Origin of the sequence: Paenibacillus sp. p3-SID867, from assembly GCF_025142895.1 — a bacterium.
In the GTDB taxonomy this organism is placed as follows: Bacteria; Bacillota; Bacilli; order Paenibacillales; family Paenibacillaceae; genus Paenibacillus_AQ.
The window spans coordinates 329323-354309 of sequence record NZ_JAMBDM010000007.1; the positions used below are offsets into that span (position 1 = coordinate 329323).

Consider the following 24987-nt stretch of genomic DNA (forward strand, 5'->3'; position numbering starts at 1 on the left):
ATCCTATCAAAAAAAGCCGGTGCAAGCCCCGGCCTAGAGTCTCCCTCGATCTCATTCTGTTATTCCCACCAATGTTTTTTCAGTAAATGGAACATTCCCAAGCTCGATGTACCCTTTTTTACGTAAATCGTAATCTCATGTATGGTTTCAAAAACGGATTACTTATTCACGACATATCATAAGTTTGTTTCCATCGGGATCCTTTATGACGAACCAATGATGATGTTCAATTTCCGTCACGAGTTCCACTCCGAGCTTTTTCATGTAAGCTAACGATCCTTCCAGGTCCTCTGTCAACAGCATGAACGCTGGAGTATCGATGGATGGGGCTCCCCCCGGCTGATCCCCTCCCCACTTCGGCATGGTATCCAGAATCACGCCCGTTCCTTCCATGGGCAAAGGGCATAAATGACCATTCATCACCTGGCAATCATCTTCCGCTATTCCGAGTACACGGCAGTACCAACTGCGCGACCTTTCGATATCCCGCACCGGGATGAATATGCTGCCCACTTTGTTCTTAATCGGACTAACCTCTGCATGGTTGTGATTATCACGCACTTGTTCGCTCATATTTTTGCCTCCATGTATCATTTTTAACACGCGTGGCGTCGTAAACGGACGATACCCTTCAGGCCGCACTCTTTCTACAGGTAATCGGCCCATGAACTCCCTCCATTCTTATGCTCATGACATGATTTGAACAGGAACATAACACTTCACTCTGATAATCCCGTGATCCGCCTCTTCTTTAGGCAAATAGCTCACATACCAAAAGCGTCCCGGATCCGGCCTATACTCGGTTGACATATCGAGCCATCGATCCACTCTTTCAAGTACACCTGTCATCGTGCCAGCGGCACCTGACTCCAGACAGGCATACATTCCACCTTCCAGCTCAACTTGTAGATCTGCTTCTTCACAGGAAGGAAGAAAATCCTCAGGAGGAGCTATATAAACCTCATAAGCAGAGCATTCGTCCAGCAGTCCACCGTCACAGTGCATGAATACGCGGATTCGCGAAACTTCCATCAATCCATGACGGCATAACCAGGCAATGGATGCTTCATCCGCTTGTTTGACGCAGTCTACACCCGTCCTTCGAAAACGCATCACCTTATGCGAAGACAGCTGCACGATTTCGATAGGTTTCACCAGCTTACTTCGTTCCACCGGAAGATAAAGCTTCATCCGAACGATTTGATCTCGGTTCAGCGCATATTCTTCAATGAACTCATGCTTTCCTTGCTCAAACACACTGCGGGGCAGCCACTCGGAGAACAAACGGTTCCAGGTGTTTTGAATACTGTCTTCCGCTACCGATGGCGTTCTGGCCACTGCATACAATCCGCCCTCAAGCGTCAGGGAATTAAGTTCCGAATGCTTCATCATCTCGGCTTGGTCCATCGAGCCTACAGCCAGCAGTTGATAACCGAAGGGCTTGGTTTCACCTTCCATGTCCACGTTCCAACCGAAGAGCCTCAGCCCATTGAGATCGATACGGTGTGATGACAACCGTTCGCGAAAATGATCGATCGCAGCGGTCTCTATACCCTCCTCATACTCGGAAACGAATAGATGGCCGATCCCTTGCTGAGGATTCAGACGGATAACCCTTACTTCAGGAAATCGTTCAGATAAGGCCCGCTCTTCCAAATAGCTTACATGCTCTTTCAGATTCATCCGTTCGAAGCTGTAAACTACCTCAGATCTTCGATATTGTCCTGGAGTCTGTCCCGTGAGTCTCTTGAAGGTTTTAATGAATGTCGGATACGACTCAAATCCGCAGCGGTACCCGATATCGATGGTCGGCAAGTCGCTATCCCGCAAGCATAAGGCGGCTTCGTTGATTCTGCGTTTACGTATGTATTCCTTAATCGGGTGTCCCGTCAGGCTATGAAACAAACGGTATAAATTAGGCAGCGACATGGCCGCCACGCCGGCAATCTCCTCAAGTGTTAGTGATTCCGTCAGATGATCCTCGATATAATCAATGGCGCGTTGAACGATTTCACCGCTCTGCATTTCAAGCCTGTTGCCCCCTCTCTATGTGGATTGGCTATGAGGTCATCATACCAAATTCCATGCAGCATGAACTGTACTTTTTTATCAAAAAAACAATCTCGCTTTTATTCTTCTCCGCTTCAACTACTTGTGAAGAAAGCTTGAGAGTAATGGCAGCAACAATTCCGGATCCGGCATATGATCTTGGCCCTCTAGGATCGTGTTTATGGCGTTGGAATAGCTCGGCTTAGCTGCCTTCCAATCTCCAGCATGGATTCAGGACTTTGTTCGCCAACCATGATATGAATCGGCGTGCTCAGACGGGACGCTCTTTCAATCGGCGGCAGGTCGCTGGCAAGAAGCGTATCATAGGGCTTATTATATCTTTAGGGAATACGCTGTATTTCTTCTGAAATTGCTGCCTTTGCACAATCCATCCTTGTAACAAGCATGCAGCAAGCATGGCTTAAACCAATGCCATAACCAAAAAAAGTGCTGGCATTCACGCCAACACTTCCTCTCGGGATATTTTCTCATGATTGTACATTAACAATGAAGCAATTTAACGATCTCGATTTACCATGTAATTTAATAAATGCTTGAGAAACGCCGTATTGCGCGGCATCTCCTGCAGCGCCTCCATAGCCAGGCAATAATGCTCCCACATTTCCCGACTGGCGCCTTCCTGACCCAAAATGCTCACAAAGGTCGATGTATTATTCTCCGCATCCTGTCCTCCTGGTTTCCCGAGCTGCTCCATATCACCCTGCACATCAAGCAAATCATCCTGAATCTGAAAGGCAATGCCCGCATGGTAGGCGAATTTCTTCAGTGTCGCAATTTCGGTCTCCTTCACCTGAGCGAGGATGGCAGGCATAACGAGAGATGCCTCGAAGGCAATGCCCGTCTTGTAATAACATACCGTATTCAGCTCCTCCAAAGACAATGCCTTCCCTTTTGAATTCAAATCCATCGCCTGGCCCGAACACATATCTCCCGCTCGCTGAGACGAATATTGAATCAGTTTTAATACCGTCTGGGGATCAAACCCTTCAAGGGATGATTGTTCTTCGATAGCCTTCTGAATCAGGAACAAGCCGGTGATTTCCGCCGTGGCGCTATCATGAACCCGATGCAGGGTCGGTCGTCCTCTACGGGTAGAGGCGTTATCCTGAGACGGCAAATCATCGAATATCAAGGAAGCGGTGTGCATGTATTCAAGCGACCTTAGCAGCGGCACGATGGCGGAAGCTTGCAGACCGTATTCGTTGACCGCCATGACCCAAGTCAAGATAGGTCTTAGACGTTTGCCGTCCCCTTCGAGCGTATAATTGGCTGCGTCAATCAGCGACTCTTTCATGGGTGGAATGCCAAGGGGCTTCGCGATTTGCAAGCTGTTGTTTATCTCGTTTCGAACGGTTTTAATGGTATCGATAAAATAATCCTTTTCCTTCCGCTCGTTTCGGAACACCGTAACCATCTGGTCCCGCAGCAACTTATCAAAGAAATCCACCTGATCGGCTGTTCGAACCATTTGCTGGACAAGCCGATTGAATTCCGGGTTACCGGATGCAAAAATATCCATGATATCGTTATATTTCTCAGCACCGACCCGTTCTTTACAACGCTTCAGGCCATTAATGGCCCGGTCCAGCATCACCTCTCGCGTCTTGGCGTCTGAATGATACACCTCATGAATGAGATGGGAAATAACCGCCCAGTACATTTCAAAAGGATTGATAAGATCCGTACGCTGACCGCGATATTTTAAATAGTACGTATACGGGGTTACCGCTCCGTCTTCCATATCCTGAAACATATCGGCAAAATCATCGGCCAGCTGGTTGTAGATACCGTAGAAGAAGGTCCGGTCCTCAAAGCCTTCATCCGCCGAAGCGCTGATAACGGAACGGACGATCAAGCGGGAGGACGATGATTTCAAGATGATTGGCAGATATATTTCCTCGTTACTGTAATTGGGATTGTCAAGATCCTTAATTCGGTCAATATGCTGTGAATGAAAAAATACATTAGACTGCTCGAAAAAAGCATGCTGCGTTTCCGGGCGTTGGTGTCCCTGAATATACTCAAATGCATCCCGAAGCTCCTTATGAACGAATTGAACGAGATCCATGTTCTTCCCGGTCCACTGCCCAAGCTCCGGTACCGTTCCAGTAAGGAGCGCCTGACGTATCATCTGGGAGTACTGTTCCTTCTCTTGAGCGTTAAGTACCCTTGAATCGAGCAGATCGTCTATAAAAGGATAGGTCAACCCATAGGAATATCCCAGCCGGATAGCATCATCAAGGCGGGCTGAGCGCTCCGCAGGCGATGTCTCGGCATTCATATCCTCGATGACGTGCATAACAACGCCTACGATAATTTTAATCAATTTGCGTTGAGCTTGGTCCGCATCCATCTCCTCCGGGATATGGGTCGCCACGAGCTTCAGTTTGTTAATGACCCAAATCACGGCATTCTCGATGCCTTCCTTCTGGGCCCATCGGTACAGCCCGGCCAAACTCATGTAATCCGGCGTACCTCCACCGTTCCTATTGGTCGAGCGAAGCAGAAGTTTCTTAGTATCTTGGGCAACGCGCCGAATTCGGGCCTTCGTGTCAGGCGAATCCAGGTCCATACCCAGGTCTCTCATATAAATATAGGAAATGCTTCGATCCAAGTAATTATCCAATTCACCTGTATAATGAAGCCAGCCGATATATTTATGATAATCCCGGCTATCCGGTTTCTTCTTTCCCCGCGATAAAAAAGACAGCCATGAAGGACGATGAATATGCTTCCTTTTCCATACTAGAATGTCCTCTGTCAGGATCGGCACATAACTCTTTTCCTTAACCTGTACATAAAGTGATGCAAAATACTGAGCTGCCTTCTGCTCAGCCCGCCGATATCCCGTATCGGCATAGTCTGTATACGCCACATTCATATGATGGAATCCCTCAACTTCTTTAAGTGTTTAACATGTACCCATGTTTATAACCTATATACGTAGAAGTTTCAATCGGGTTACATTTCAGTTTCAACGTTGAAACGAATCAAGGCCCTGGATCCAGAGGTCTATGGCTTCCGTCACTTCGATCAACTGCTCTGCCGGGGTTAAGGAAGCTTCGTTGTCTCCCTTTTGGAAACCGTAAGAACCGAATTGTCCGTGATTGCCGCCCGCAATATCCACGTATGTCGTATCGTCCGGCAGATTCTTTCTTGCAGCCTCCCACTCGGTTCGATCAAGAACGCCATCCTGCGTACCGGTGATTTGAAGCGCGGACATATTCAACCCGTTTAGCTTTCCTCCATCATCCGCGTAGGATGCCATGAAGTAAACCCCGTCAATGACATCCGCATGTTCAGAAGCATATCTCGCAGCAAAAACACCGCCTAAGGAATGCCCGCCAATGACATAACGTCTGTCTTGATGCTCCGATATGAAGGAATCCGCCTTATTCTGTCCGAAGATGGCGAGATTCAAAGGCATGGATGCAATGTATACGCGGTGCCCCTTCTCTGCCATTCTCTTGGCAAAAGGCGCATAACTTTCGGGCTCCACCAATCCACCCGGATAAAAAATAATGTCGGGCTGGATCACCTCCCCGCCCACCGGCTCGAAACGATAGCCGTCCTTGAGGTGTTCGACAACTACTTTCGTATTACTTTGAAACACCGCTTTCGCTTCATCGAGCGGTTTGTAAGTAAGAGAATCCAGTAGGACACTAGCTGCTATGGTAATAATGGTTAGTATAGACAGGGTCCATATAACAATCTTGACCACTCTTTTATTCCTCGGTTTATTGGTTTGCTTCATTTCCTCACGGTCCCTTCCATCTCGGTATGTCTATTATTTAATTATACCGCAGGGTTAATTAAATTCCTATCGATCCGTGTAAATGGTCCATACCTCCATTCAAAACAAAGAAGGCTGCCGATTGGATCAGCAGCCTCGATCACCATTGGTATTATGAACCTGACCGTACAAATCGGAACCAGCCAAAATCAAACTGGCTTCCCGGCAGGAAGATGAACGTCACCTTCTGTTTACCGTTCACATGCTCCAGATCAAACACTTGCTCTTCGTATCCATCTGTTTGCGTAAATTCAACAAGCTGATTGCTTTCTCCCGCCGAATTGGCAAACCGGATATGAATCGTGTTTTTGTCTATGGCCGAACGCCCGTACACAATCAGTTTTGAAGTGCCTGCTTCTGAGAAATCCATTAGGTCAAACTCGAGGGAAACATTATTTCCTATACCTTCAACAGCCTTGTCATCCATAATCGTAAAGGTATCTCCGTAGATTCGATCACCATCTGCGGCATAATTCTGCTCGAAGGCCCGATTCCCCGCATGAAAATAAAACCCTTTGATGTGCACCTTCTGGCGCAGGACAAAGCATATTGACGTTATGCCGCGCAGCCTCTTGGACAACCGGTAGGTTTCTTCCTGATACACGTTCCACTTGGACTCTTTCTGATAAATGCAGTCGGCCAGCAAGGAGCTGCCCTCCTCACCAGGCATGCCTTCCCAGATTTGCAGCGAGTACGCTTCGCTTGAGAGTGCAAATATCGGAATGGTGATCGTATCGGAGCCATGGGGACCGAAATCGATGTCCCGAAATCCGACTTGCGTCTCGCCGTCTCTGCTCGTAGCTACGCCTCTTTCGTTCCCGTTTCCCACATCACCTTGACTGTAATCATACAGTCCTGCGGAAATGAAAGAGTATGGGTCTTTGTAGGCCGCCCCCAAACCGTCAACTTGAAATTCAAGCTGGGAGATGAGCTTGGTTTTATCCGTCCCGTTCCGACTCGTACATCTCAAACGAAACTCACCGTCGCCAAGAGCAGTTACGATGGCTTCATGACCATTGGCTTCCACACTGGCGATTATGGATTCGATGCCGGCATCATTCACGACAGCCCATTCGACCTCTTGATAAGTGGTTTCCGGCGGATGTAACATGGCACGCACCACCATTTGCCGATTGGACGGATGAAATGATGGACCTCCTTCGCTGATCAGTTCAATCTTGCGAAGCGGAAGCTCGAGCATGTTCCCCGTGAGGCACGGCCCCTCTTCGTTATTCATGCTTGCCGATATGCCCATTGTCAATTCATCCTGCGCCGGGATGGATGTCAGATGTAGGCATCGGCTCTCCAAACCACGGGAAGACACTTCGATTCGAATAGGCCCAGGCTCCAATGTGGCTCCGATGATTGCCATCAGCTTGCCGCTGAACAATCTTCGGCTCCGGCCTTTGTACGGATCGTAATCCGTGCTGTCTCCGTTATCGAGTCCAAGCAACCGCCCGGCACCCGTCACATGCACCTCCACCCGGTTATTCGCGTTCAGGGCGGTATGGCCGTCCTCATCCTCCATCGCAATTTCCAGGAAGATGAGGTCTGTTCCATCGGCTGTTAATTCTTCTTTATCCGGGCACAAAACAATACGCTTGGCATCGCCAAAAGAGTTTCTTGTATCCTCAGCCACGATACGGCCAGCTTCGTCATAAGCGATCGCTTTCAATTCGCCTTTTGCATAAGGAATCTTCCACCAACCCACCAGCTGTCTTCCGTGTGCATGGTCAATATCATGCGTACCGATGGTTTCCCCATTCAGCTGCAGCTCGACGCTTGGCGCATTGGAACAGATGCGAACATCGATCATTTGGCCGTCGTTGAAATCCCAGTATGGCAGCAGATGCACCATGGGTTTCGTTTTGTAATTCGTCCAGGCTGCTTGATAGATATAATAAGAATCCTTCTTGAAGGTTGCCGTATCGATCTGTCCGAAATAAGAGTTTTTGGTATGATACGGTGTAGGCTCTCCAATATAATCGAATCCGGTCCATATAAACTGTCCCAGCGAGAAGGGCATATCTCGCTCTGCCAGAATGCAGGCCTCCGCCGATTTCGCCCCCCAACTGGTCGAGCTGTTTCCAAGGGAGGAACACTGCTCGTCGTCATCGGCCAGAATAGACTTTTCAAAAGGGAAATGATAGATGCCTCGGCTTTGTACGACCGATGCGGTCTCGCTGCCATAGATGATCCAATCCGGATGTGCCTGATGATGCTTCTCGTAATACTTCTCGGCATAGTTATAGCCTGCCACCTTTACGATATCGGCACATAGCTGAGCGTTCTCCCAAGGCATATAATTCGATCCGATGGTAACGCTTGCATTTTGCTTGGGATCGTATCGCTGTACCTCTGCCATCAGCATTCTTGTTATTTCCTGACCCCTCACATCCGCGTGGGTATCATATATTTCATTCCCGATGCTCCACATGATAAGGGACGGATGGTTTCGATCCCGTTTGACCCAGCTCTTCACGTCGCGCTGAACCCAATCCGGGAAAAACCTTGCATAATCATAAGGGGTTTTCGGCCGTTCCCACATATCAAAGGCTTCCGATACGATCAGCAGCCCCATTTCATCCGCAAGATCCATCCATTCCTTGGCAGGCATATTGTGAGCGGTGCGAATCGCATTAACCCCCATGTCTTTCAGAATAGCAAACCTTCTGGCTAAGGCCGTTTTGTTAAACGCTGCACCCAGTGCTCCGAGATCATGATGCTCGCATACACCGTTCAGTTTCAGTTTGCTGCCATTCAGGAGGAATCCCTGATTCGGATCAAGCTGGATATGGCGGAATCCCACGTTGTGCGACACCGATTCTACCATTTCAACGTGCCGGTCTGTCGGATGATCAGTTCCAATCACCCGCATCTCGGTAACCAACTGATACAGATGAGGTTCATCTGGGCTCCAGAGCCATGGACGCTCAACAGTTAGAGTTTGCGTATTCGTTATATTCCCAGCGCTGCTAGCGTTGACGTGATTGGACACCTCTGCGATCCTCTGACCACCCTTCAGGAGCGTGTGGTTAATGACCACATCATCTACGATATTCATTTCTGTGTCGACTTCGACCAACCATCCATTTTCCTGACATGTTGTTGATATATAAATGCCGTCTGTTGCGATATGGTTCGCTTCCCTTATCTTTAACCACACATTACGATAGATGCCCGCGCCCGAATACCACCGGCTGTTCGGACTTTGAAACACTACCTTCACAATAAGGTCATTCTCCCCTTCTACCAGGAAATCTGTGATTTCGTGTTCAAAGGAGGAATAGCCATACTTCCATTCACCCACGCAATGACCATTGACATAGACGGAAGAATCCATATACACCCCGTCAAAACACAGCAGAACCTGAGCTCCTTCGCCATTCCACGACCATTGCTTCCGGTACCAGCCCATGCTGTTTTCATATAAATTTTCCGTGTTAAAAATAAGCCAATCATGGGGAATGTCCACGGGTTGGAGTTTAAGATTCGCCGAATCCGTATGGTCAAGGCTGCTTTTTGCAAATGTCCATCCATCATTAAATAATGTTTTTTTGTTCATGGGTGGGTATCACCTTCTTCATTTATTTAATTGATCCAAGTTGGCACATACTGAAGCCAGTCTATCCAACTATATCAGGATGTTTTAACATTTGAGCCCGCTTTTACGAAAGTTCTAAAGTTTTCTAAGGATATTCTTTAATCCCCCTATTCTGTTCACCCATACAAAAAGGAGCCCCTTGTCCGCAGCAAACGTCAGAGCTCCTTGATTATTATGATGTAACTATAAAAAAAGGGATCAAGATAACTTGATCTCCTCGTCAGCGCCGAGTATCAGTGCAAGTACCCTGTCTCCACTTCATCCAAGACTTTTCGTGCTTGTTCAATCCACATCTCGTCCACTGATGCGTCCGGGTCGATCGGAGCCTGGAATTGATCAAAGAGAGCTCCTAATAAACGAGGTGCTGCATGCTTGTCGGTTCCCGTATTGTATATATGTCTAAATACGAATGGACGGCCGAACTTTATCGTAGCATGACAACCGCCGCATTCGCCATCCAGGCTGCCTTTGGTTACCAGAAAAGGGATCCGAAGCCACACCATTCGCTCCTGATCCAAGCGCCTGTCCAGATAACCATGCTTATAATCCCAATTGCCGGCTAACGTAAACTCATGTTTACATAGATAGGTATCTATATTCACAAAACGGTCTTCGATATTCTCCAATCTCGATTCCAAATTAATCATGTCGCCCACCTTATGTTTTTAGTCCTAGGATGGACTTGAATTCCAAACGGTATACGGGAATGCTTTTCGAAATCATGATGTTCATCATTATAAACAGTGACACTAGGCCATATAAAAGCCAAAAACACAACTTTCTTCCTGAGTAGTTAGCCTTAATCTTGTTCAAATTCATATAATTTATATAATTTAGTTATATTTTTCCAAATATATCATAGTTCCTTTTAAACCGATCATTTGTTCGATGTATTGCTTGCCACCTGTCCCGTAAGAACAAGGTCTCATCTTTTTTTGAGGCATCAATGCTATAATAACCCCGTTTACTAAATAGAGAATACGTGGAGTTCTCGCAGAGAAACGGAGGGAAAGCATGAAAGTAAAAGGTTACCCGATGCTTGCCGGCCTGTTGGCTGTCATGCTTCTGGTGGGGCTTCAAACCCCGGCTTATGGAGAAAATGCTACAACAAAAGCAACTTGGATCTGGCAGACGGATCTGATTCAGGATGGCGGCGAAGAACTGCTTGATTTTTCCCGCGAAGAAGGAATTAATCTAATCTTCCTACAGATTGATCGTCAAATGCCGTTCGAAGTTTACGAGGCATTTATACAGCGTGCGCATGAGAGTCAAATTGCTGTGCATGCTTTAGGAGGAGATCCAAGATGGGCCCTCACCGAACATCGGGAGGATATGCTCGGACTCGCCGATTGGGTGATCAACTATAACGGCAAGGTTTCGGCCGGCGCCCGATTTGACGGCATTCATCTTGATATAGAGCCGTATGTACTTGCCCAGTGGGAGGATGAGCAGGACAACATCATCAGCACTTGGGAACAAAATCTTATGGTGTTCCTGAATCAAGTATCCGGGAGCGACCTGGAGCTCGGAATTGACATCCCCTTCTGGTTTGATCAATACACTTTGGGTAATGGAGCCGGTCTGAATGAATGGCTGATCGGTACATTTGACCATGTTACCGTGATGGCCTATCGGAACGAAGTAGAATCCGAGCATGGCATTCTGGAGCTGACGCGAGATGAGCTTGAGCTTGCCAACAGGCTTGGTAAGCAGATTCTTATTGGGGTTAACACGAAGGAAATGCCGGGTGAGCCTCACACCAGCTTTTATGGACATGGTAAGGAAAGAATGAACGCCAAACTGGAACATCTGTCCAGTGCGCTCGGTTCATATGCTTCCTTTGCCGGGATCGCTATCCACGATATTCGCAACTGGCAAAACATGTCTAATGATGGGAGCGTGCCGCCAGACGATAAGGACCCTACTTCCCCATCACCGGCCCCCGATCCCAATCCTGAACCGGGAGAGGGCGATCGCGTGCCCGATGCGGATCCCGTTACACGGGACTCTATCGTAAGAGGCACATATATTTGGGAAGCCCATGAAGTAATTCAAAACAGTCAGGAAATTCTTGATTTTGCGAAAGAGAAAAACTTGAACTGGCTGTATGTAAGGCTGGACCTGGAGCAACCGTACAGTTCGTACTCGTCGTTTGTTAAACAAGCGGCTGCAGCCGGAATCGAGGTCCATGCCATGGGTGGTCATCCGATATGGGCACTTGAGGAGAACCGGCCCAGAATGATGCGATTGGTCAATTATGTAAAGAACTACAATCGTGCTGTGGAAGGCAATGAGCGTTTTCATGGCATTCATTTGGACATTGAGCCTTATGTGCTGCCTGCATGGAGGGAAAATTCGCAGCAGGTTATTTCCGAATGGACCGCGAATCTGGATGCTTTTGTTACGGAATTGAAAAAAGATTCCAATCTGGAAGCAAGCATGGATATGGCCGTGTGGCTGGATAAATACAAAGTTACCGGGCAAGATATGTCCCTCAGCAAGTGGATGATCAACCGAATGGACCATGTTTCTCTCATGGCCTTCCGTGATGCAGCGGAAGGATCGAACGGGATTGTCGCCGTAGCTAAGGAAGAGATCGCATTTGCCGATGAGCTGGGCAAACCGATCAAGATTTCCGTAGAGATCAAAGCCAGCCATGAAGGCGATCATATTACCTTCTATGAAGAAGGAGCAGCTTACATGGAGGAAGAGCTGGCCAAGCTGCCTGATTTATTGAAGGATTCACCTTCCTTTACCGGTAGCGTGGTGCATGCGTATGCTTACTGGAAAAATGCCAAGCCGTGAATATCCTAAGTTGAGGTGAAAATAGCCCCGTTGCCCTATTCGAGCAACGGGGCTATTCTATATGATCCGCAGACTCCCGTCCTATGCGCGCGGTATAACTTTACGTGCTGTTATACCCTATACTTCGCTAATGCTGAATTAAATGATACCAGGAACTACCTATTATCGAATCTAGTTCTCTTCTTCATTTAAGAAATAAAGAATGTCACAATGCCGTTCAGGCAAACTGGTCGCATATACGATCCTACAATCGCGGAATATCGTATGATCAAGGCAAATCCATTAGAGCAATGCCAGTCCTCGATACATATAAATAGAGTATATCTATCTACTAATTATGAATGGTAGGTATCTTTACAAAATAAATAAGTGACGGCGAGGAGTGATATTCGTGATCGTGCTCATTGTTATTTTGTTGGCAGGATGGGGCCTTTACTCTCTTCTAACGCCTCCTAAACAGATTCCGGTTGAATCTATTAAGGATGAGGCAGCAAGAGAGCAAGTTGCTTTTATTAGTGTCGTGATCCCCGACAATAAGGATAAGTAACCATTGCAGTCGATCAATGATAGAAGGGAGTGAGACACTCCATGCTCAGTCCAGCAGTGATCACACTAACAATTGCAGCCTTTATAATCGCCATGGTTCTAATCATATGGCGTCCGAATGGATTAAATGAAGCCATACCGGCTTCCATTGGTGCCGCAATCGTTGTATTAAGCGGGAGCGTATCGTTGACGGACCTTGGGTCAACCATAAGCAGTGCTGCCATTACGATCATTGCCACCATTGTCATGGCCGTTATACTTGAGAGTTTCGGATTTTTCAATTGGGCTGCCGAGGGCTTGGCGGCCAGAGCAAGAGGGTCGGGAATTCGGTTGTTCTGGTATGTCAATTTATTATGTTTTCTAATGACGCTATTCTTTAACAACGACGGAAGCATACTCATTACGACGCCGATCCTCCTAATTTTGCTCAAGCAACTCGGACTCAAAAACCATGAAAAAATCCCTTATCTACTCTCAGGCGCACTCATAGCCACTGCATCGAGTGCACCTATAGGCGTCAGCAATATCGTAAATTTAATTGCTCTAGAAATTGTGGACATGGACCTATACATGCATACCATGATGATGTTCGTTCCGGCGACCCTTGGACTTCTGTTGCTGGTATTTCTGCTATTCCTCTGCTTTAAACGTCAGCTGCCGCGTAGGCTTCATGTGAAAAAGCACTTAGCCGAAGGTAAACATCCTCTAAGCAGTCCTCTGAATTCTCCAGCAGATGTTCACAAACGCAATACGTTGATGCGTAATGTTCTCCTGTTTGTTTTTACTGTTCGAATCGCTTTATTCGTCGCCTCCTATTTAGGAATACCTATCGAAATTGTAGCTATCCTAGGCTCAACCATTCTATTGTCCTGGAGATGGGCTGTTCTGAAAATCCCCCCAACAGATTTATTAAAAAAAACTCCATGGCATATTCTTGTTTTTGCCTTTGCAATGTATGTGCTCATCTATGGACTTCATAACATCGGTTTGACGGAACTGTTAATCCAATTCTTCGAGCCAATCGTTGCAACAGACCTATTAAACGCCAGCTTGTTGATGGGTGGCCTTCTCTCTTTATTATCGATCCTATTTAACAATCACCCCGCTCTGATGGTAGGCACTATCACGTTAACCAATATGAACCTTGATCCGCTAACTCTCAAGATTGCTTACCTGGCTAGTGTAATCGGCAGTGATATTGGAGCGCTGCTTCTCCCGATGGGTACTCTCGCTTCCTTAATATGGATTCATATTCTGAAACAGCACCATGTCAAAATCAAATGGAAGGATTATATCAAGGTCACGATATTGACCATCCCTCCCACCCTTTTATTTACGCTGGTGGTTTTGGCCTTTTGGGTTCAATGGCTATACTGATGCTGTTGCGACAACTCGAGGAGAGCATTGAAAATGATGTGGCGCGCCGTTCATCGTTCTTTATGAAAGAAGAATGATACGCACATCATTCATTGCTCTCTCTTTTCTGTCCAATTCGTTCCGCTGACTATGTACATATCATGATTCGAACGAATATCTGCATTCCGTGTGTGTTCGTACAGACCTTTCCACAACCCTATGAATAATGTGTTACTAGAAAGGAGTTGGTAGAATATGAAACAGCCCCCCATCGTTATCAGCATACTTGGCAGTTCGGGCGGAGTAGCTAAAGCAATCCTCTCACTTTTAGAGAAAAGTCTTGGCGATATCCATGACCCCATTCATATCTTTATGAAGCACAGCAAGATTCATCTGATAGACCTGAAGCAGGAAGAAGCGGTACATTATCGAACATTCATGCCGAATTTGCTCAAGCATGCTACACTGCACCAATTCGACTTGAACCATTTGGAACAGTTTCGTCAGCATTTGCGCTCGACCGGCACCACGCATGTGATCGATGTATCTTGGGCGGATACGGTCGATATGCTTACATGCTGCCAAGACACCGGCGTACACTATATGAATACCGCGCTTGAGAATCCGAAGGTGGATGAGAATGAGAGTCTTGCAGGATATACGCTCTTGGAAAGATACCGAATTTTCCAGGAAGGCCGAAATCAAGCCACACAGTCTGCCGCCATCATCGGCACCGGCATGAATCCGGGCGTCGTCCAGTGGATGGCCATCAAGTTAATGAACGAAACACCTGGCGAGAAACCGCTAGCCTGTTATATCGTTGAACATGACACTTCACTATACAAAGACCCTGCTCTTGTTAAAGAGCGCACGATTTACTCCACTTGGTCGCCAGAGTGTTTTCTCGATGAAGCCATTCTCAACTATCCAATGTTCATGAAGCATCGGTTTCCGTTCACGATGCATCTTCCGGTATACGAGCTTGAATTCAAGGTCACATTGGGAAATAAACAATTCTATGGATCATTAATGCCTCATGAGGAAGTATTGACCCTCGGCAAACTCTTCGATATGGAGACAGGTTTTATCTACCGCGTAAGCGACCATACCATTCGTTTAATACGTTCCCAGCTTGAGGATATCGACGAAATATGGGAATGGGATCAGCAAGTGCTTGATCCAGTGAATGGTGAGATCGGAGGAGAAGATTTAGTGGGGGTCCTGCTTGTATATCCGGACAAAGAGCGGTATATGTATAATGTTTTGAGCAGCGACGACATTTTCCCTCAATATCATATCAACGCCACCTATTTTCAGGTTGCCTGCGGCCTATACGGCGCACTATGCACACTCCTTAAAGACGAAATTGCAAATGGAGTTTATTTCGTGGATGAATTACTCCTTCAGACCGAAAGCCGATACGGTGACTATCTGTCCTACTATATGAAAGATTTTGTGAGCGGCGAGAACCCGTGCACGGATGGACAACTGCTCGATCGCATTAGAAGATACGCTTCCCCCTCTTAAGGAGAGCTTTATTGATTAAATAACGACTTCATTTATAGGAGTACAGTCTCATATGACATTTCTGAGAGCTTGCTAAACAGCAACCCCACCGCCAGATGAACTGTCAGTGGGAAGTCTGCAACTTTCTAAAAATTTAGATTTTCAGCTTTACGGCAGATGGATGGATTTAACGTGATCCATATGCAGATAAATGTCGTCTCCGCCTGCGAGAACCAATTGAATGATTTTATCATTGACGGATTTCAGCAATCCTTTTTTGTGGGGATGTTCGCCGAGATCGAATATGACGAGCTGCCCCTCAAGCTTTTTTAATTGTTGGTCCAAGGTGCGGGACAGCGCAACACCGGAAGGCTGTACTGGAAAATGTTCTTGACTGAGACTGTAAGGGGTCAAGTTCGGCGGATACGGTATCAGATATTTAACGTGGTTAACCGGAATATAAACCGCCTGATGCATCGGTGAGTGATACACGAAGAAATCGTTCATAATGCCCGTCACATAACCATGCAATGAGTGTGAGCCTCCCAAGTAAATTTCAGTAAAAACGCCCCTGGAATTCATCAGCATTTTGCGATATGAAATATTGGTGAGATCGATCTTAGAATCAGGACCGCTATCCATCGAAGGGTTTTCCCATTCTTCATATAAACGTAAATGCTGCAAATGATGGATTGGCGTATATATATATTTTGAATTGGAATATAACACCAGAACGTCGCTTCCCATATCAATGAATTCTCCATGAAGCATCGTCTTGCAGCCCGAAAGCTCCAACTCAACACGTTTGCCTATCATTGAGCGTAATGGTTCCATCTCTTCCCTCCTCGCAAAAAAACTTAGCTGCGTCATGATGGCTTGCAAATCAAATAACTTCACTTAATCATCAAGAATCACCATCACCTAACGCCTGCGCTTGCATATATTGTTGATATCGAACTACAACGTGCAGGCTTACAACCGCAAGCGTCGTACTGGATAAACACTCCCCTGAAGGAAGCATTGGATGCCTTCGGCAGCCAATGCTCATTCAGAGGCAAGACATCAATAATGCACGCGCAATGATTTCGGTAAGGGGCTGAATCGGTGGAATATTCATGCAACTCACCTTATAAAAGAGGAGAACACGCAATGATTCATGTGAGGTGTTTCGTTACGGAGGACTAACATACTTTTAAATTCCTATTGCTTCATATATAAAATGAGTGAGCAGAAGATGGCTGGACTTGGATATAATTGCACCGTTTGTATTGGACCGATAAGTTACTCGCCGCCACTTCTCCGTTTTCCGCTGCGATTTCGGTTTCCGGAGCGGTTATTGGAACGGTTGCCGCTGCGATTGCGCTTGCCGGAACGGTTCTTGGATTGGTTGCCGCCTGTCCAATTCATCCAGTCTCCGCCAGTCTGGTTACCTCTCGTTTGGTTACCTCTCGTTTGGTTACCTCTCGTTTGGTTACCTCTCGTTTGGTTACCGCCTGTCCGGTTGCCTCCCGATTGGTTACCACCTGAGCGGTTTCCTCCTTGGTTGCCTCCCGATTGGTTACCGCCTGAGCGGTTGCCTTGCGATTGCGATTGGTTGGATTGATTGCCTTGAGAGTTGCTATTTTGATTTTGATTGCTGCCGGATTGGTTATTCCCTCCACCACGAACAACCGTGATCGATTTAATATGGCTAACAGGGATGTGAACGACCTCTTGACCTTTTACGGTTAAGATCAGATAGTTCTGGTTCACGTCGACGATGATACCCTCCAGTTTTTCTGGTCCGCCTCGATTAATTTTAACAAGGCGATACCGCAGGGCTTGCATGACTCCTACGAAGTTGTATGCCGTAATCGGATTTACAATACTTTCTCTCGCTCCACCGGATTTACCTGTGTCCGTAATGCTCTTGACATGATCGTCTTTAACATAAACGAAACCGCCATCAGCAACTGCAACCAGGTAGTCTGATTGAGCATCGAGCAGAAGACCTTCAATTGAATCTGGCCCGCCGCGGTTGATCTTCACGTTTCTTCCTACCAAATTCCCGAAACCAAACCTGTTATAAGCCATGTTCATGCTCCTTTCGAGGATTCATATTTCGACAGATCATGAATGGTATATTTCAGGAGTTATCTTGACCGCATTGGATACCCCTCAATTGTCCATCAGGTCTATCGGTAATATATTTATATGTTTCCCGTAATAGAAAGGAACTGGTTTAATATAATCGAATCATATAAAATCAACGATAGTCTACCAGTTTGAAGGAGGTAGCTTCATGCCCTTGCCTGTGTATCGCATAACTATCAAAGACAAAGATTATGAACAGTTAAAAAGCAATATTTGGTCAAATCATTTTGTGCCTGCACAGCTGGTTAGCGGGGGAAAAAGAATACCGATACGTATTCGCTATCGCGGAGGGCATACACGTGAATACCCGAAAAAATCCTATGAAATTAGAACCTCAAAATATACCTACCATTTCAATGCCGAATATGATGACCCTTCCTTGATTCGAAACGCCCTCTCCTTTCAATTTTTCAATTCGATCCATGTGCCAAGCCCGTCGACCCGCCACTGCGTGCTGAATCTGAATAATGAGAATCTGGGGGTCTACCTTAATATTGAGGCAGTTAAGACTCCCTTTTTTCGTAAGCGTGGAATTCCCGTGCGCAGCATTATTTATGCCGTTAACGACAATGCCGATTTTACGGATAAGCGTTCATCTGGTAAATCCTCCTTCTCGGGTTATAACCTGATCAAAGGTTCCGAGCGCGATCGTGTGAAGCTGTCCAACTTCGTACAGCAGATTCATATCAAAGTGGGTGCTGAATTGCAGCAGTATCTCCGTAAGCACCTGGACATCGAAAATTATTTGCGATGGCTATGCGGCGCGGTATTAACCGGGAATTACGATGGCTTTAATCAGAACTACACTTTGTTTGAGCATGGAAAAACTCGAACTTACCGCATGATCCCGTGGGACTACGAGGGAACTTGGGGAAGGAATTGCTATGGAAAATTAGTAGATTCTGACCTTGTGAAAATTCAAGGTTATAATAAGCTGACCGAGAAAATATTATCCTTCCGTCCGCACAGGCAGAGGTATAAAGCTCTCCTGTCAGGGTTTCTTGAGTCGGTATTCACCGTGAGGCGCCAATTGCCGATCGTATACAAAATGCACAATGCGATTGCGGACCATGTCTATAAGGACCCTAATCATAAGTGGAGCGACAAGGTGTTTGACTCCGAGCCGGATACGATACGAAAATATATTGACCAGAGAAGGCAGGACATTTTGAATCAGTTGGGCAGTTTGGATTAAACTTCAAAAAACAATGCTGCCGATCATTCACTTCGGCAGCATCGCTGATTAATTATATTAATGGCTTTTTTCGAAATATAGGCTTCACCATCATTGCTACAAGGCCGACTGGTCCAGCCGTTTACGTGCATTCCGGGCATTCGGTCAAACGCATCTCGCGCTTCAGTCTGCTTCACTATCCGTCATATGCAGAGTAGGTGTGAAAGACTCGATCGCCGACCCGGAGAAACCAGCTTCTTCCCGGCAGCTCAATCGACTGCTTGCCTTCAAAGTCTAGTGGATTACCTGCCTGCGCATACTCCGCTTTGGTGCAGTAATTATATTCTACAGGAGTTACAGCCTCATCCAGCGTAACGTGGAAATCGTAGTTGAAATCACTGCCATACGAAGAGTACCAAGGGAAGCTCCAGCCCTTGCGCTCTTTGTATGCCTCGATCTTTGCCAGTGGTGCACGAGAGATGTATACAAAGGAGGTGTCACGGTCATGCATCAACTTCAGGTGGTCATCCGAAATCTCGGCTGCACCTGCCGAGCAGCCTGGGCAGCCCTGTTCCCAGTCCGGGTCAAACATGAAGTGCCCGACGATGAGTTGACTTCGACCGTCAAACAAGTCAAGCAATCTTGCCTTGCCGTCCGGACCTTCGAAGACGTAATCCTTGTCCATCTCGACCATTGGCAGGGTTCTTCGTTCAACCAACATCGCATCTAGTTCATGGGTAACTTCCTTCTCTTTGGCTAACAATTCCTTACGAGCCACGAGCCACTCGTCCCGAGACACGATTTTGGGAAATTCCTCTCCAGTCTCTTTGGTCATCAGCTCCTTACGATTCAATAGCCACTCATCAGGGGATAGAACTTTTGGAAGCTGCAAATGATCTTCTCCATTTTTCATAATGAAATTCTCCTTTCATGTATTTTCTTAAGTTTATCTCTAATGGCAGCTAAGAATTTCTTCTCAATTGCTCAAATATCAAGAATTATAGCCTTGCCCTTTCAGCAAAACCTTCTATTTTCGATATATAAAAAAGAAGCCTGATTTCAGGCTTCTTTTCGGATCGTGCGTTATGTGTTTGTTTCATATATTCCATTCTGGTTTTACGAGGCCCGCCGTCTCTTTTCAAACAAATGCTCGCCTCTGAGCCACATATGATACAAATACTCAAAGCTTCCCGCAAGAACCGCAATCAGCAGGACCTCCGAGAAATCGATAGTCCAGTTTGCAATTCCACCGATGATCCATAGCATCACAAATACTAAGCCGGCATCCGCAATCGTTGCCATCATATTGCTGGTTCGGGGCAGGATATATAAATCCCCCACCAAATAAGCGACGATGCCAATTCCTAATGCCGTCAAGATAGCGCCTGTGAACGAAGCATCGGTGAGCGCAACCAGCAGTGCCGTAATCAAGACTCCATGCACCAACAACTTAACAAGCAGTTTCATAAGCGATACACTCCTTTTGCGGTAGTGTATCCCTTTTGCGTTTTTTTACTCCTGCCCATGGTCCCTAATACCAATGGAAAACCATCACTCCTATTGGGCGCTGTTCCGTTCCAGTTTGATTTCAAGAACCGTGCCTTGGCCAACCGTGCTATGAACCTGAACATTCCCTCCATGCGCGATCACAATGTCATGCGTAATCGCCATGCCAAGACCTGATCCCTTATGGAGTTCTCCCGTATTGGTCCCACGGTAATAGCGATCGAAGATTCTTCCAAGCTCCTCCTGCTTAATGCCCTTTCCATTGTCCTCTATCCGAATCAGGATATGCTCATCATACTTCTCAACCCGGACCTTGATCGAAATATCCTCACGGTTATGAACAATTGCATTATAGATCAGATTGCTGATCGCTCGGCGTATCAGAATATCGTCAACCTCGAGTTTAATAACCTCTTGACTGCTGCTAAAATCAATGTCCCGGTTGGCATACCTGGGGTCATTGAGGGTATCGATGACGACATTGCGTACCAGGCTTACGATGTTTGCATTTTTCTTATTCAACGTCAGCTCTTTATTCCTCAAGCGGGTCGACAGATTCAAGTCCTCGATCACGTCTCGCAAATATTTGGACTTTCCTTCGATGATCCCGGCGTAATCACGTATTTCATCCATGGAAAACTGATATTCCGTGTCCTTGATCATCTCCGCATAACCTTGAATCGAAGCAAGAGGCGTTTTGATATCATGCGAGATATTCCCGATCCACTCTTCCTTCATCGCATCCAATTTCTTTCTTTCCTTCTCGCTTGATTTCAGCTCTTCCGACAAAAGATTGATATTGGCGAACACGTCCTTATAAATCCCCTTAGGTTGATGATAGACGTTATAATCACGACCAGCTAAACGCTTAATGCTGTCGATTAAGATAAACATGGGTTGGGTCAGCCGCTTGCTGAAGATATAAGCGATGCATAAGGCGATAAATCCATCAATAATGATGACGGAAACACTAAAGACCTTAAACATTTGAGCAAAGTTCCGGGAATCGAAGGTTAACACTTGGCGCTCCAGGTATGGAGTCGTAAATCCAACCAAGTAACTGTAACGATGCTCGAAACCCTTCTTTTCGCCAACGAAAACGGTGGACAGCACTTCCTTCTCGACATACTTATAAATTTGCACGATATCGATGGGGGCGTACTTCGTTTTGGCCTCCTCCGGAGCAAGATAACGGTAGATCTCCCCGCCATCCTCATCCAGAATTTGAACCCACGCTTGATTCTTCTCCAGAATCTCCTTGCCCTTCTCGCTTATCGAAGCACCCGATTCGGTTATTACGATATGTTCCTGGAAGGATCGGGATATCGATTCCGCTGAGGTTTGCCTATTTAAGATTGGAAGATCCTCATTCACCGATTGTAAAATGAATAAACCGATAACCACGACGATGTTCATAATAATAACGATGACAACGATAAGAACCACGGAGACCAAATACCTGCCTGTCAGCTTCCACTTCATCCCTTATTCATCCTCTACGACAAGCTTATACCCAAGGCCTTTTACCGTGAGGAGATACCGGGGATTGGAAGGGTCATCTTCTATTTTCTCCCGCAGCCTCCGGATGTGAACCATCACGGTATTATCAAAACCGAAGAATTCCTCACCCCAAACCTGATCATATAAACTTTCCTTGCTGATGATCTGGCCCGGATGTTTAAGCAGCAGCGTGAGCAATCCCAGCTCTTTCGGTTTTAGCGGAATGACTTTGCCGTTCTTCTTCAGCTCTACCTTCTCTTCATCCAATTCAAAGGGGCCTTTCTTCATCACGCGCTTCGGTTTGTCCTCAAGCTCAATAATATCCGGTCTCCGAAACCGGGCTTTGATCCGGTAAGCCACTTCCTTGGGACTAAATGGCTTGGTAATGTAATCGTCGCCACCGATGGCGAATCCCAGGATTTTATCGATTTCTTCTGTCTTGGCCGATAAGAAGAATATCGGAACATTGGAGACGCTGCGAATTTTCTTGCATACTTCGTATCCTTCTCCGTCCGGGAGCATGATATCCAGAATAACAAGATCAGGCTGCCATTTCTGGAATTCAACCCATGCTGCTTCCGCTGTTCCTGCAGTATACACCTGATCGATGCCTTCCTTGATCAGCACGGTTTGAAGAAGCCTGACAATATCCGTCTCGTCATCAACGACAAGTACCTTTTGATCAAACGCCAATACGTTCACCCCCTGCTATAACCAACATTTTTCCCACCTGCCAGGCTGCTATTCAACAGAGCATGGCTTGGGAAGGGAACATACGTAATGCTTACTCCTCCGCAAAAAACTTCGATAGCGGATTCTCCTCTTGTTTATCTAACACCACCTTGCCCTTCTTGTCCATCACATAGTACTGATAAAAAGTGCTCGTGAATCCGAGAGATTCCTGCATTTTCGCCATGTACGTCTCCAAGGCCTTGTCCTCTACATGATCTCCATTCCAGAAGTAGTGCAGCATCAAGCGATTTTGATTGAATGGATGCTTAATCGCATACGCTCCGGAAGCACCTGGTTGATTCATGGTATCCTTCCAGGCAAAGCCCATTTTGTTTGCCCGCTCGATGATACCGGATTTCAGTGCCTGGATCACCCCATTCGATTTACCGTTGCCAATCACGATCAGATTACTTGTCCCCAGTTCTTTCTTCAATTTCTTTTTCAATACCTGACGATCCCGAATAATGTCATATTTCACTCCGCTGATATCAAAGAGCATCGTGAGCTGGTTCACCATGGCTTCTTGCTGCTTACGTGCTGGACTGCTTACTTGGTCACTCAGAACGATCGATAACGGCTCTCCCTGGAGGGCCTTCTCCATGATGCGGCTCATCGTTTCGTAGGGCAGGTCTGGAATTTGGTTTAAGGATGTTTGATACAGCAATTGAAACTGATCATGCATATAAGCTGTTTTCTCTTCTTCTGACAGTTGGTATTCAGGCTTAAGTACAAAGCCCGGTTCGTATAGAGCCGTGGCCATTTCGTTACGGGCCTCTTTTCCCAGCACATCTTCAATCGTTTGGAGAAGTCCCTCGATTGTGGCATTTTTGTATACATAGCGTTTGAAATATTCCCTCATAAACTGATCGAACTTTTCTTCGCCAACGGACCGGTACAATTGGTAAATCGCTTGGCGGCCTTTATCGTAATAAACCGGACTAGCCATATCCCCCACCTCGTCATTGTTCGACGCAATGGCAAGTTCCATTGGGGAAACGTCAAATTGAATGGATCTAAAGCCGTTCAGTTTATCCCCCTGCTTCTCGGCAAAATACACCTTGGAAAAATCGGCAAAACCTTCGTCCAGGAAAGATTCGTTCTCCGAATCGTTCCCGATCAGAGCGTGAAACCACTGATGTGCGATTTCATGAACGAATACCGTGTCTTGCTCCGGATCAGCCTGGCTCTGAACCTGTCCCATTTGGATGACCCGTGAATATTCGATAGCCACGCCCTCCACGTAAGACTCGACGATTCGGAATTCCGGATAAGGATAAGCGCCGTATTTATCACCAAAAAATTCAATGGCTTTAAATGCCTGATCGATATACCGATCAATGACCTGTTTCTTTCCCGGTTCGTTATCAAAATAAAAATATTCGATCGTCAAACCGTCGCGGGTAACACTGTCCACTTTGAAATTGGGACTGGCAAAAAATACAAATTCCCTTGTATTGTTGGAAACAGAGGTAACAACCTTACGGCCGGGTTCCACGTCATTCCTTGTCGTTATCGTGCCTGGCATCACCACCTGATAACCAGCGGGAACGTTAAACTCAACTTCATAATCTGCTGAAGTATAGTAATCGGTTTCGAACGTTGGACTGTAAGGGGTTGTGTCCCATTGATGCTTCTCCTCATCATAGACCGACATGACCGGAAACCAGTGAGCGCCATTCACAATATCCTGGTAATACGATAAGCGCTGGGAACCATACGGAATGTTCAGCGAGAAGTCCATATGTACCGTGATTGTTGCGCCTGGTTTCAAGGGCTCCTTCAATTGAATAGTCAAAGCCTGATCTTTATTATCGAACTCGAGAGCTTGGCTGTTAGCGTTCACTCCTTGAATATCAATACCTCCGAGAAAATCATCCGGCTTCTTCTCCGGATGATTCTTGCTAATTTCTTCGTTCGATCGTTTAAACATGGACGTCTGTGTCGATTTCGAACGGTTGGCATCGGCATAGGTATGGAATACCAGTTGATTCAACGTATCCTGACTCGTGTTACGATAGGTAACCATGCTGCTTCCCTGCATGGTCATATTCTTCTCGTTCAGTCTCGCCTGAATATGATATTGAATCGGCGCATGCGCTTCAACGCTGGCTGAGATTTGCGAAATGGCAGCAGGGGAATCGGCTTTTGCCGATGCATGCCCCGCACTGATGAGCGGGCATGCAGTCAATGTCAAAACAAGCGAGCTAATGATAGCCTTCTTCGATAGGTTCGTCGTTCTTTCTTTTATATGAGTCACGTTAT

The 24987-nt window shown here is 46.5% G+C and carries 18 protein-coding genes; 5 read left to right on the forward strand and 13 right to left on the reverse strand.

The window, feature by feature from the left end; all coding sequences use genetic code 11:
• Positions 1 to 162 precede the first annotated feature (162 nt).
• From M4D81_RS16645 to M4D81_RS16670, 6 genes are all read right to left on the reverse strand, one after another.
• Positions 163 to 573, reverse strand: a complete 411-nt coding sequence (locus tag M4D81_RS16645; protein WP_071224053.1) for a VOC family protein — start codon at positions 571 to 573, stop codon at positions 163 to 165.
• Between the two features lie 114 nt (positions 574 to 687).
• Complete coding sequence (locus tag M4D81_RS16650) at positions 688 to 2025, reverse strand: AraC family transcriptional regulator (RefSeq protein ID WP_260067365.1); 1338 nt, start codon at positions 2023 to 2025, stop codon at positions 688 to 690.
• A 541-nt stretch (positions 2026 to 2566) separates the two neighbouring features.
• Positions 2567 to 4951 (reverse strand): polyprenyl synthetase family protein, encoded by a 2385-nt coding sequence (locus M4D81_RS16655; RefSeq protein ID WP_260067366.1) that lies wholly within the window; start codon positions 4949 to 4951, stop codon positions 2567 to 2569.
• Between the two features lie 93 nt (positions 4952 to 5044).
• A complete protein-coding gene (locus M4D81_RS16660) occupies positions 5045 to 5824 on the reverse strand; it encodes an alpha/beta hydrolase (protein WP_071224059.1) in 780 nt (259 codons plus the stop codon).
• Positions 5825 to 5975: 151 nt separating this feature from the next.
• Complete coding sequence (locus tag M4D81_RS16665; protein ID WP_260067367.1) at positions 5976 to 9428, reverse strand: glycoside hydrolase family 2 TIM barrel-domain containing protein; 3453 nt, start codon at positions 9426 to 9428, stop codon at positions 5976 to 5978.
• A 272-nt stretch (positions 9429 to 9700) separates the two neighbouring features.
• Positions 9701 to 10114 carry a YugN-like family protein gene (locus tag M4D81_RS16670; RefSeq protein WP_260067368.1) on the reverse strand — a complete coding sequence of 138 codons (414 nt, stop codon included), beginning with the start codon at positions 10112 to 10114 and terminating at the stop codon, positions 9701 to 9703.
• Between the two features lie 367 nt (positions 10115 to 10481).
• On the opposite strand from M4D81_RS16670, the gene M4D81_RS16675 reads away from it, so the two are divergent.
• From M4D81_RS16675 to M4D81_RS16690, 4 genes are all read left to right on the forward strand, one after another.
• Positions 10482 to 12272 carry a hypothetical protein gene (locus M4D81_RS16675; RefSeq protein WP_260067369.1) on the forward strand — a complete coding sequence of 597 codons (1791 nt, stop codon included), beginning with the start codon at positions 10482 to 10484 and terminating at the stop codon, positions 12270 to 12272.
• A gap of 391 nt (positions 12273 to 12663) precedes the next feature.
• Positions 12664 to 12819, forward strand: a complete 156-nt coding sequence (locus tag M4D81_RS16680; protein ID WP_260067370.1) for a hypothetical protein — start codon at positions 12664 to 12666, stop codon at positions 12817 to 12819.
• Between the two features lie 41 nt (positions 12820 to 12860).
• A complete protein-coding gene (locus M4D81_RS16685; protein WP_260067371.1) occupies positions 12861 to 14195 on the forward strand; it encodes an ArsB/NhaD family transporter in 1335 nt (444 codons plus the stop codon).
• 234 nt (positions 14196 to 14429) lie between these two features.
• Positions 14430 to 15701 (forward strand): saccharopine dehydrogenase NADP-binding domain-containing protein, encoded by a 1272-nt coding sequence (locus tag M4D81_RS16690; protein ID WP_260067372.1) that lies wholly within the window; start codon positions 14430 to 14432, stop codon positions 15699 to 15701.
• Between the two features lie 147 nt (positions 15702 to 15848).
• Here the strand turns inward: M4D81_RS16690 and M4D81_RS16695 are convergent, their stop codons facing one another.
• Together M4D81_RS16695 and M4D81_RS16700 are read right to left on the reverse strand one after the other, a co-directional pair.
• The gene (locus M4D81_RS16695) at positions 15849 to 16514 is read right to left on the reverse strand and encodes a DUF2642 domain-containing protein (RefSeq protein ID WP_260067373.1); all 666 of its coding nucleotides are present in this window, start codon (positions 16512 to 16514) and stop codon (positions 15849 to 15851) included.
• Positions 16515 to 16961: 447 nt separating this feature from the next.
• Entirely contained in the window at positions 16962 to 17753 is a 792-nt protein-coding gene (locus tag M4D81_RS16700; protein WP_260067374.1) for a hypothetical protein, read from the reverse strand.
• Between the two features lie 208 nt (positions 17754 to 17961).
• Here M4D81_RS16700 and M4D81_RS16705 point away from each other — a divergent pair, with 208 nt between their 5' ends.
• Positions 17962 to 19008 (forward strand): CotH kinase family protein, encoded by a 1047-nt coding sequence (locus tag M4D81_RS16705; RefSeq protein ID WP_260067375.1) that lies wholly within the window; start codon positions 17962 to 17964, stop codon positions 19006 to 19008.
• A gap of 175 nt (positions 19009 to 19183) precedes the next feature.
• Here the strand turns inward: M4D81_RS16705 and M4D81_RS16710 are convergent, their stop codons facing one another.
• The 5 genes from M4D81_RS16710 to M4D81_RS16730 form a co-directional block, all read right to left on the reverse strand.
• Positions 19184 to 19900 (reverse strand): DUF899 domain-containing protein, encoded by a 717-nt coding sequence (locus tag M4D81_RS16710; RefSeq protein WP_260067376.1) that lies wholly within the window; start codon positions 19898 to 19900, stop codon positions 19184 to 19186.
• Positions 19901 to 20103: 203 nt separating this feature from the next.
• Positions 20104 to 20454, reverse strand: a complete 351-nt coding sequence (locus M4D81_RS16715) for a DUF2512 family protein (protein ID WP_260067377.1) — start codon at positions 20452 to 20454, stop codon at positions 20104 to 20106.
• Between the two features lie 90 nt (positions 20455 to 20544).
• Positions 20545 to 21975 carry a sensor histidine kinase gene (locus tag M4D81_RS16720; protein WP_260067378.1) on the reverse strand — a complete coding sequence of 477 codons (1431 nt, stop codon included), beginning with the start codon at positions 21973 to 21975 and terminating at the stop codon, positions 20545 to 20547.
• 3 nt (positions 21976 to 21978) lie between these two features.
• Complete coding sequence (locus tag M4D81_RS16725) at positions 21979 to 22686, reverse strand: response regulator transcription factor (protein ID WP_260067379.1); 708 nt, start codon at positions 22684 to 22686, stop codon at positions 21979 to 21981.
• A gap of 91 nt (positions 22687 to 22777) precedes the next feature.
• Entirely contained in the window at positions 22778 to 24982 is a 2205-nt protein-coding gene (locus M4D81_RS16730; RefSeq protein ID WP_260067380.1) for a M1 family metallopeptidase, read from the reverse strand.
• Positions 24983 to 24987: the final 5 nt, after the last annotated feature.

What these genes read in the sequence shown, in the direction of transcription:
- M4D81_RS16645 (WP_071224053.1), bottom strand. Translation starts at nt 573, where the DNA reads ATGAGCGAACAAGTGCGTGATAATCACAACCATGCAGAGGTTAGTCCG.
- M4D81_RS16650 (WP_260067365.1), bottom strand. Translation starts at nt 2,025, where the DNA reads ATGCAGAGCGGTGAAATCGTTCAACGCGCCATTGATTATATCGAGGAT.
- M4D81_RS16655 (WP_260067366.1), bottom strand. Translation starts at nt 4,951, where the DNA reads ATGAATGTGGCGTATACAGACTATGCCGATACGGGATATCGGCGGGCT.
- M4D81_RS16660 (WP_071224059.1), bottom strand. Translation starts at nt 5,824, where the DNA reads ATGAAGCAAACCAATAAACCGAGGAATAAAAGAGTGGTCAAGATTGTT.
- M4D81_RS16665 (WP_260067367.1), bottom strand. Translation starts at nt 9,428, where the DNA reads ATGAACAAAAAAACATTATTTAATGATGGATGGACATTTGCAAAAAGC.
- M4D81_RS16670 (WP_260067368.1), bottom strand. Translation starts at nt 10,114, where the DNA reads ATGATTAATTTGGAATCGAGATTGGAGAATATCGAAGACCGTTTTGTG.
- M4D81_RS16675 (WP_260067369.1), top strand. Translation starts at nt 10,482, where the DNA reads ATGAAAGTAAAAGGTTACCCGATGCTTGCCGGCCTGTTGGCTGTCATG.
- M4D81_RS16685 (WP_260067371.1), top strand. Translation starts at nt 12,861, where the DNA reads ATGCTCAGTCCAGCAGTGATCACACTAACAATTGCAGCCTTTATAATC.
- M4D81_RS16690 (WP_260067372.1), top strand. Translation starts at nt 14,430, where the DNA reads ATGAAACAGCCCCCCATCGTTATCAGCATACTTGGCAGTTCGGGCGGA.
- M4D81_RS16695 (WP_260067373.1), bottom strand. Translation starts at nt 16,514, where the DNA reads ATGGAACCATTACGCTCAATGATAGGCAAACGTGTTGAGTTGGAGCTT.
- M4D81_RS16700 (WP_260067374.1), bottom strand. Translation starts at nt 17,753, where the DNA reads ATGGCTTATAACAGGTTTGGTTTCGGGAATTTGGTAGGAAGAAACGTG.
- M4D81_RS16705 (WP_260067375.1), top strand. Translation starts at nt 17,962, where the DNA reads ATGCCCTTGCCTGTGTATCGCATAACTATCAAAGACAAAGATTATGAA.
- M4D81_RS16710 (WP_260067376.1), bottom strand. Translation starts at nt 19,900, where the DNA reads ATGAAAAATGGAGAAGATCATTTGCAGCTTCCAAAAGTTCTATCCCCT.
- M4D81_RS16715 (WP_260067377.1), bottom strand. Translation starts at nt 20,454, where the DNA reads ATGAAACTGCTTGTTAAGTTGTTGGTGCATGGAGTCTTGATTACGGCA.
- M4D81_RS16720 (WP_260067378.1), bottom strand. Translation starts at nt 21,975, where the DNA reads ATGAAGTGGAAGCTGACAGGCAGGTATTTGGTCTCCGTGGTTCTTATC.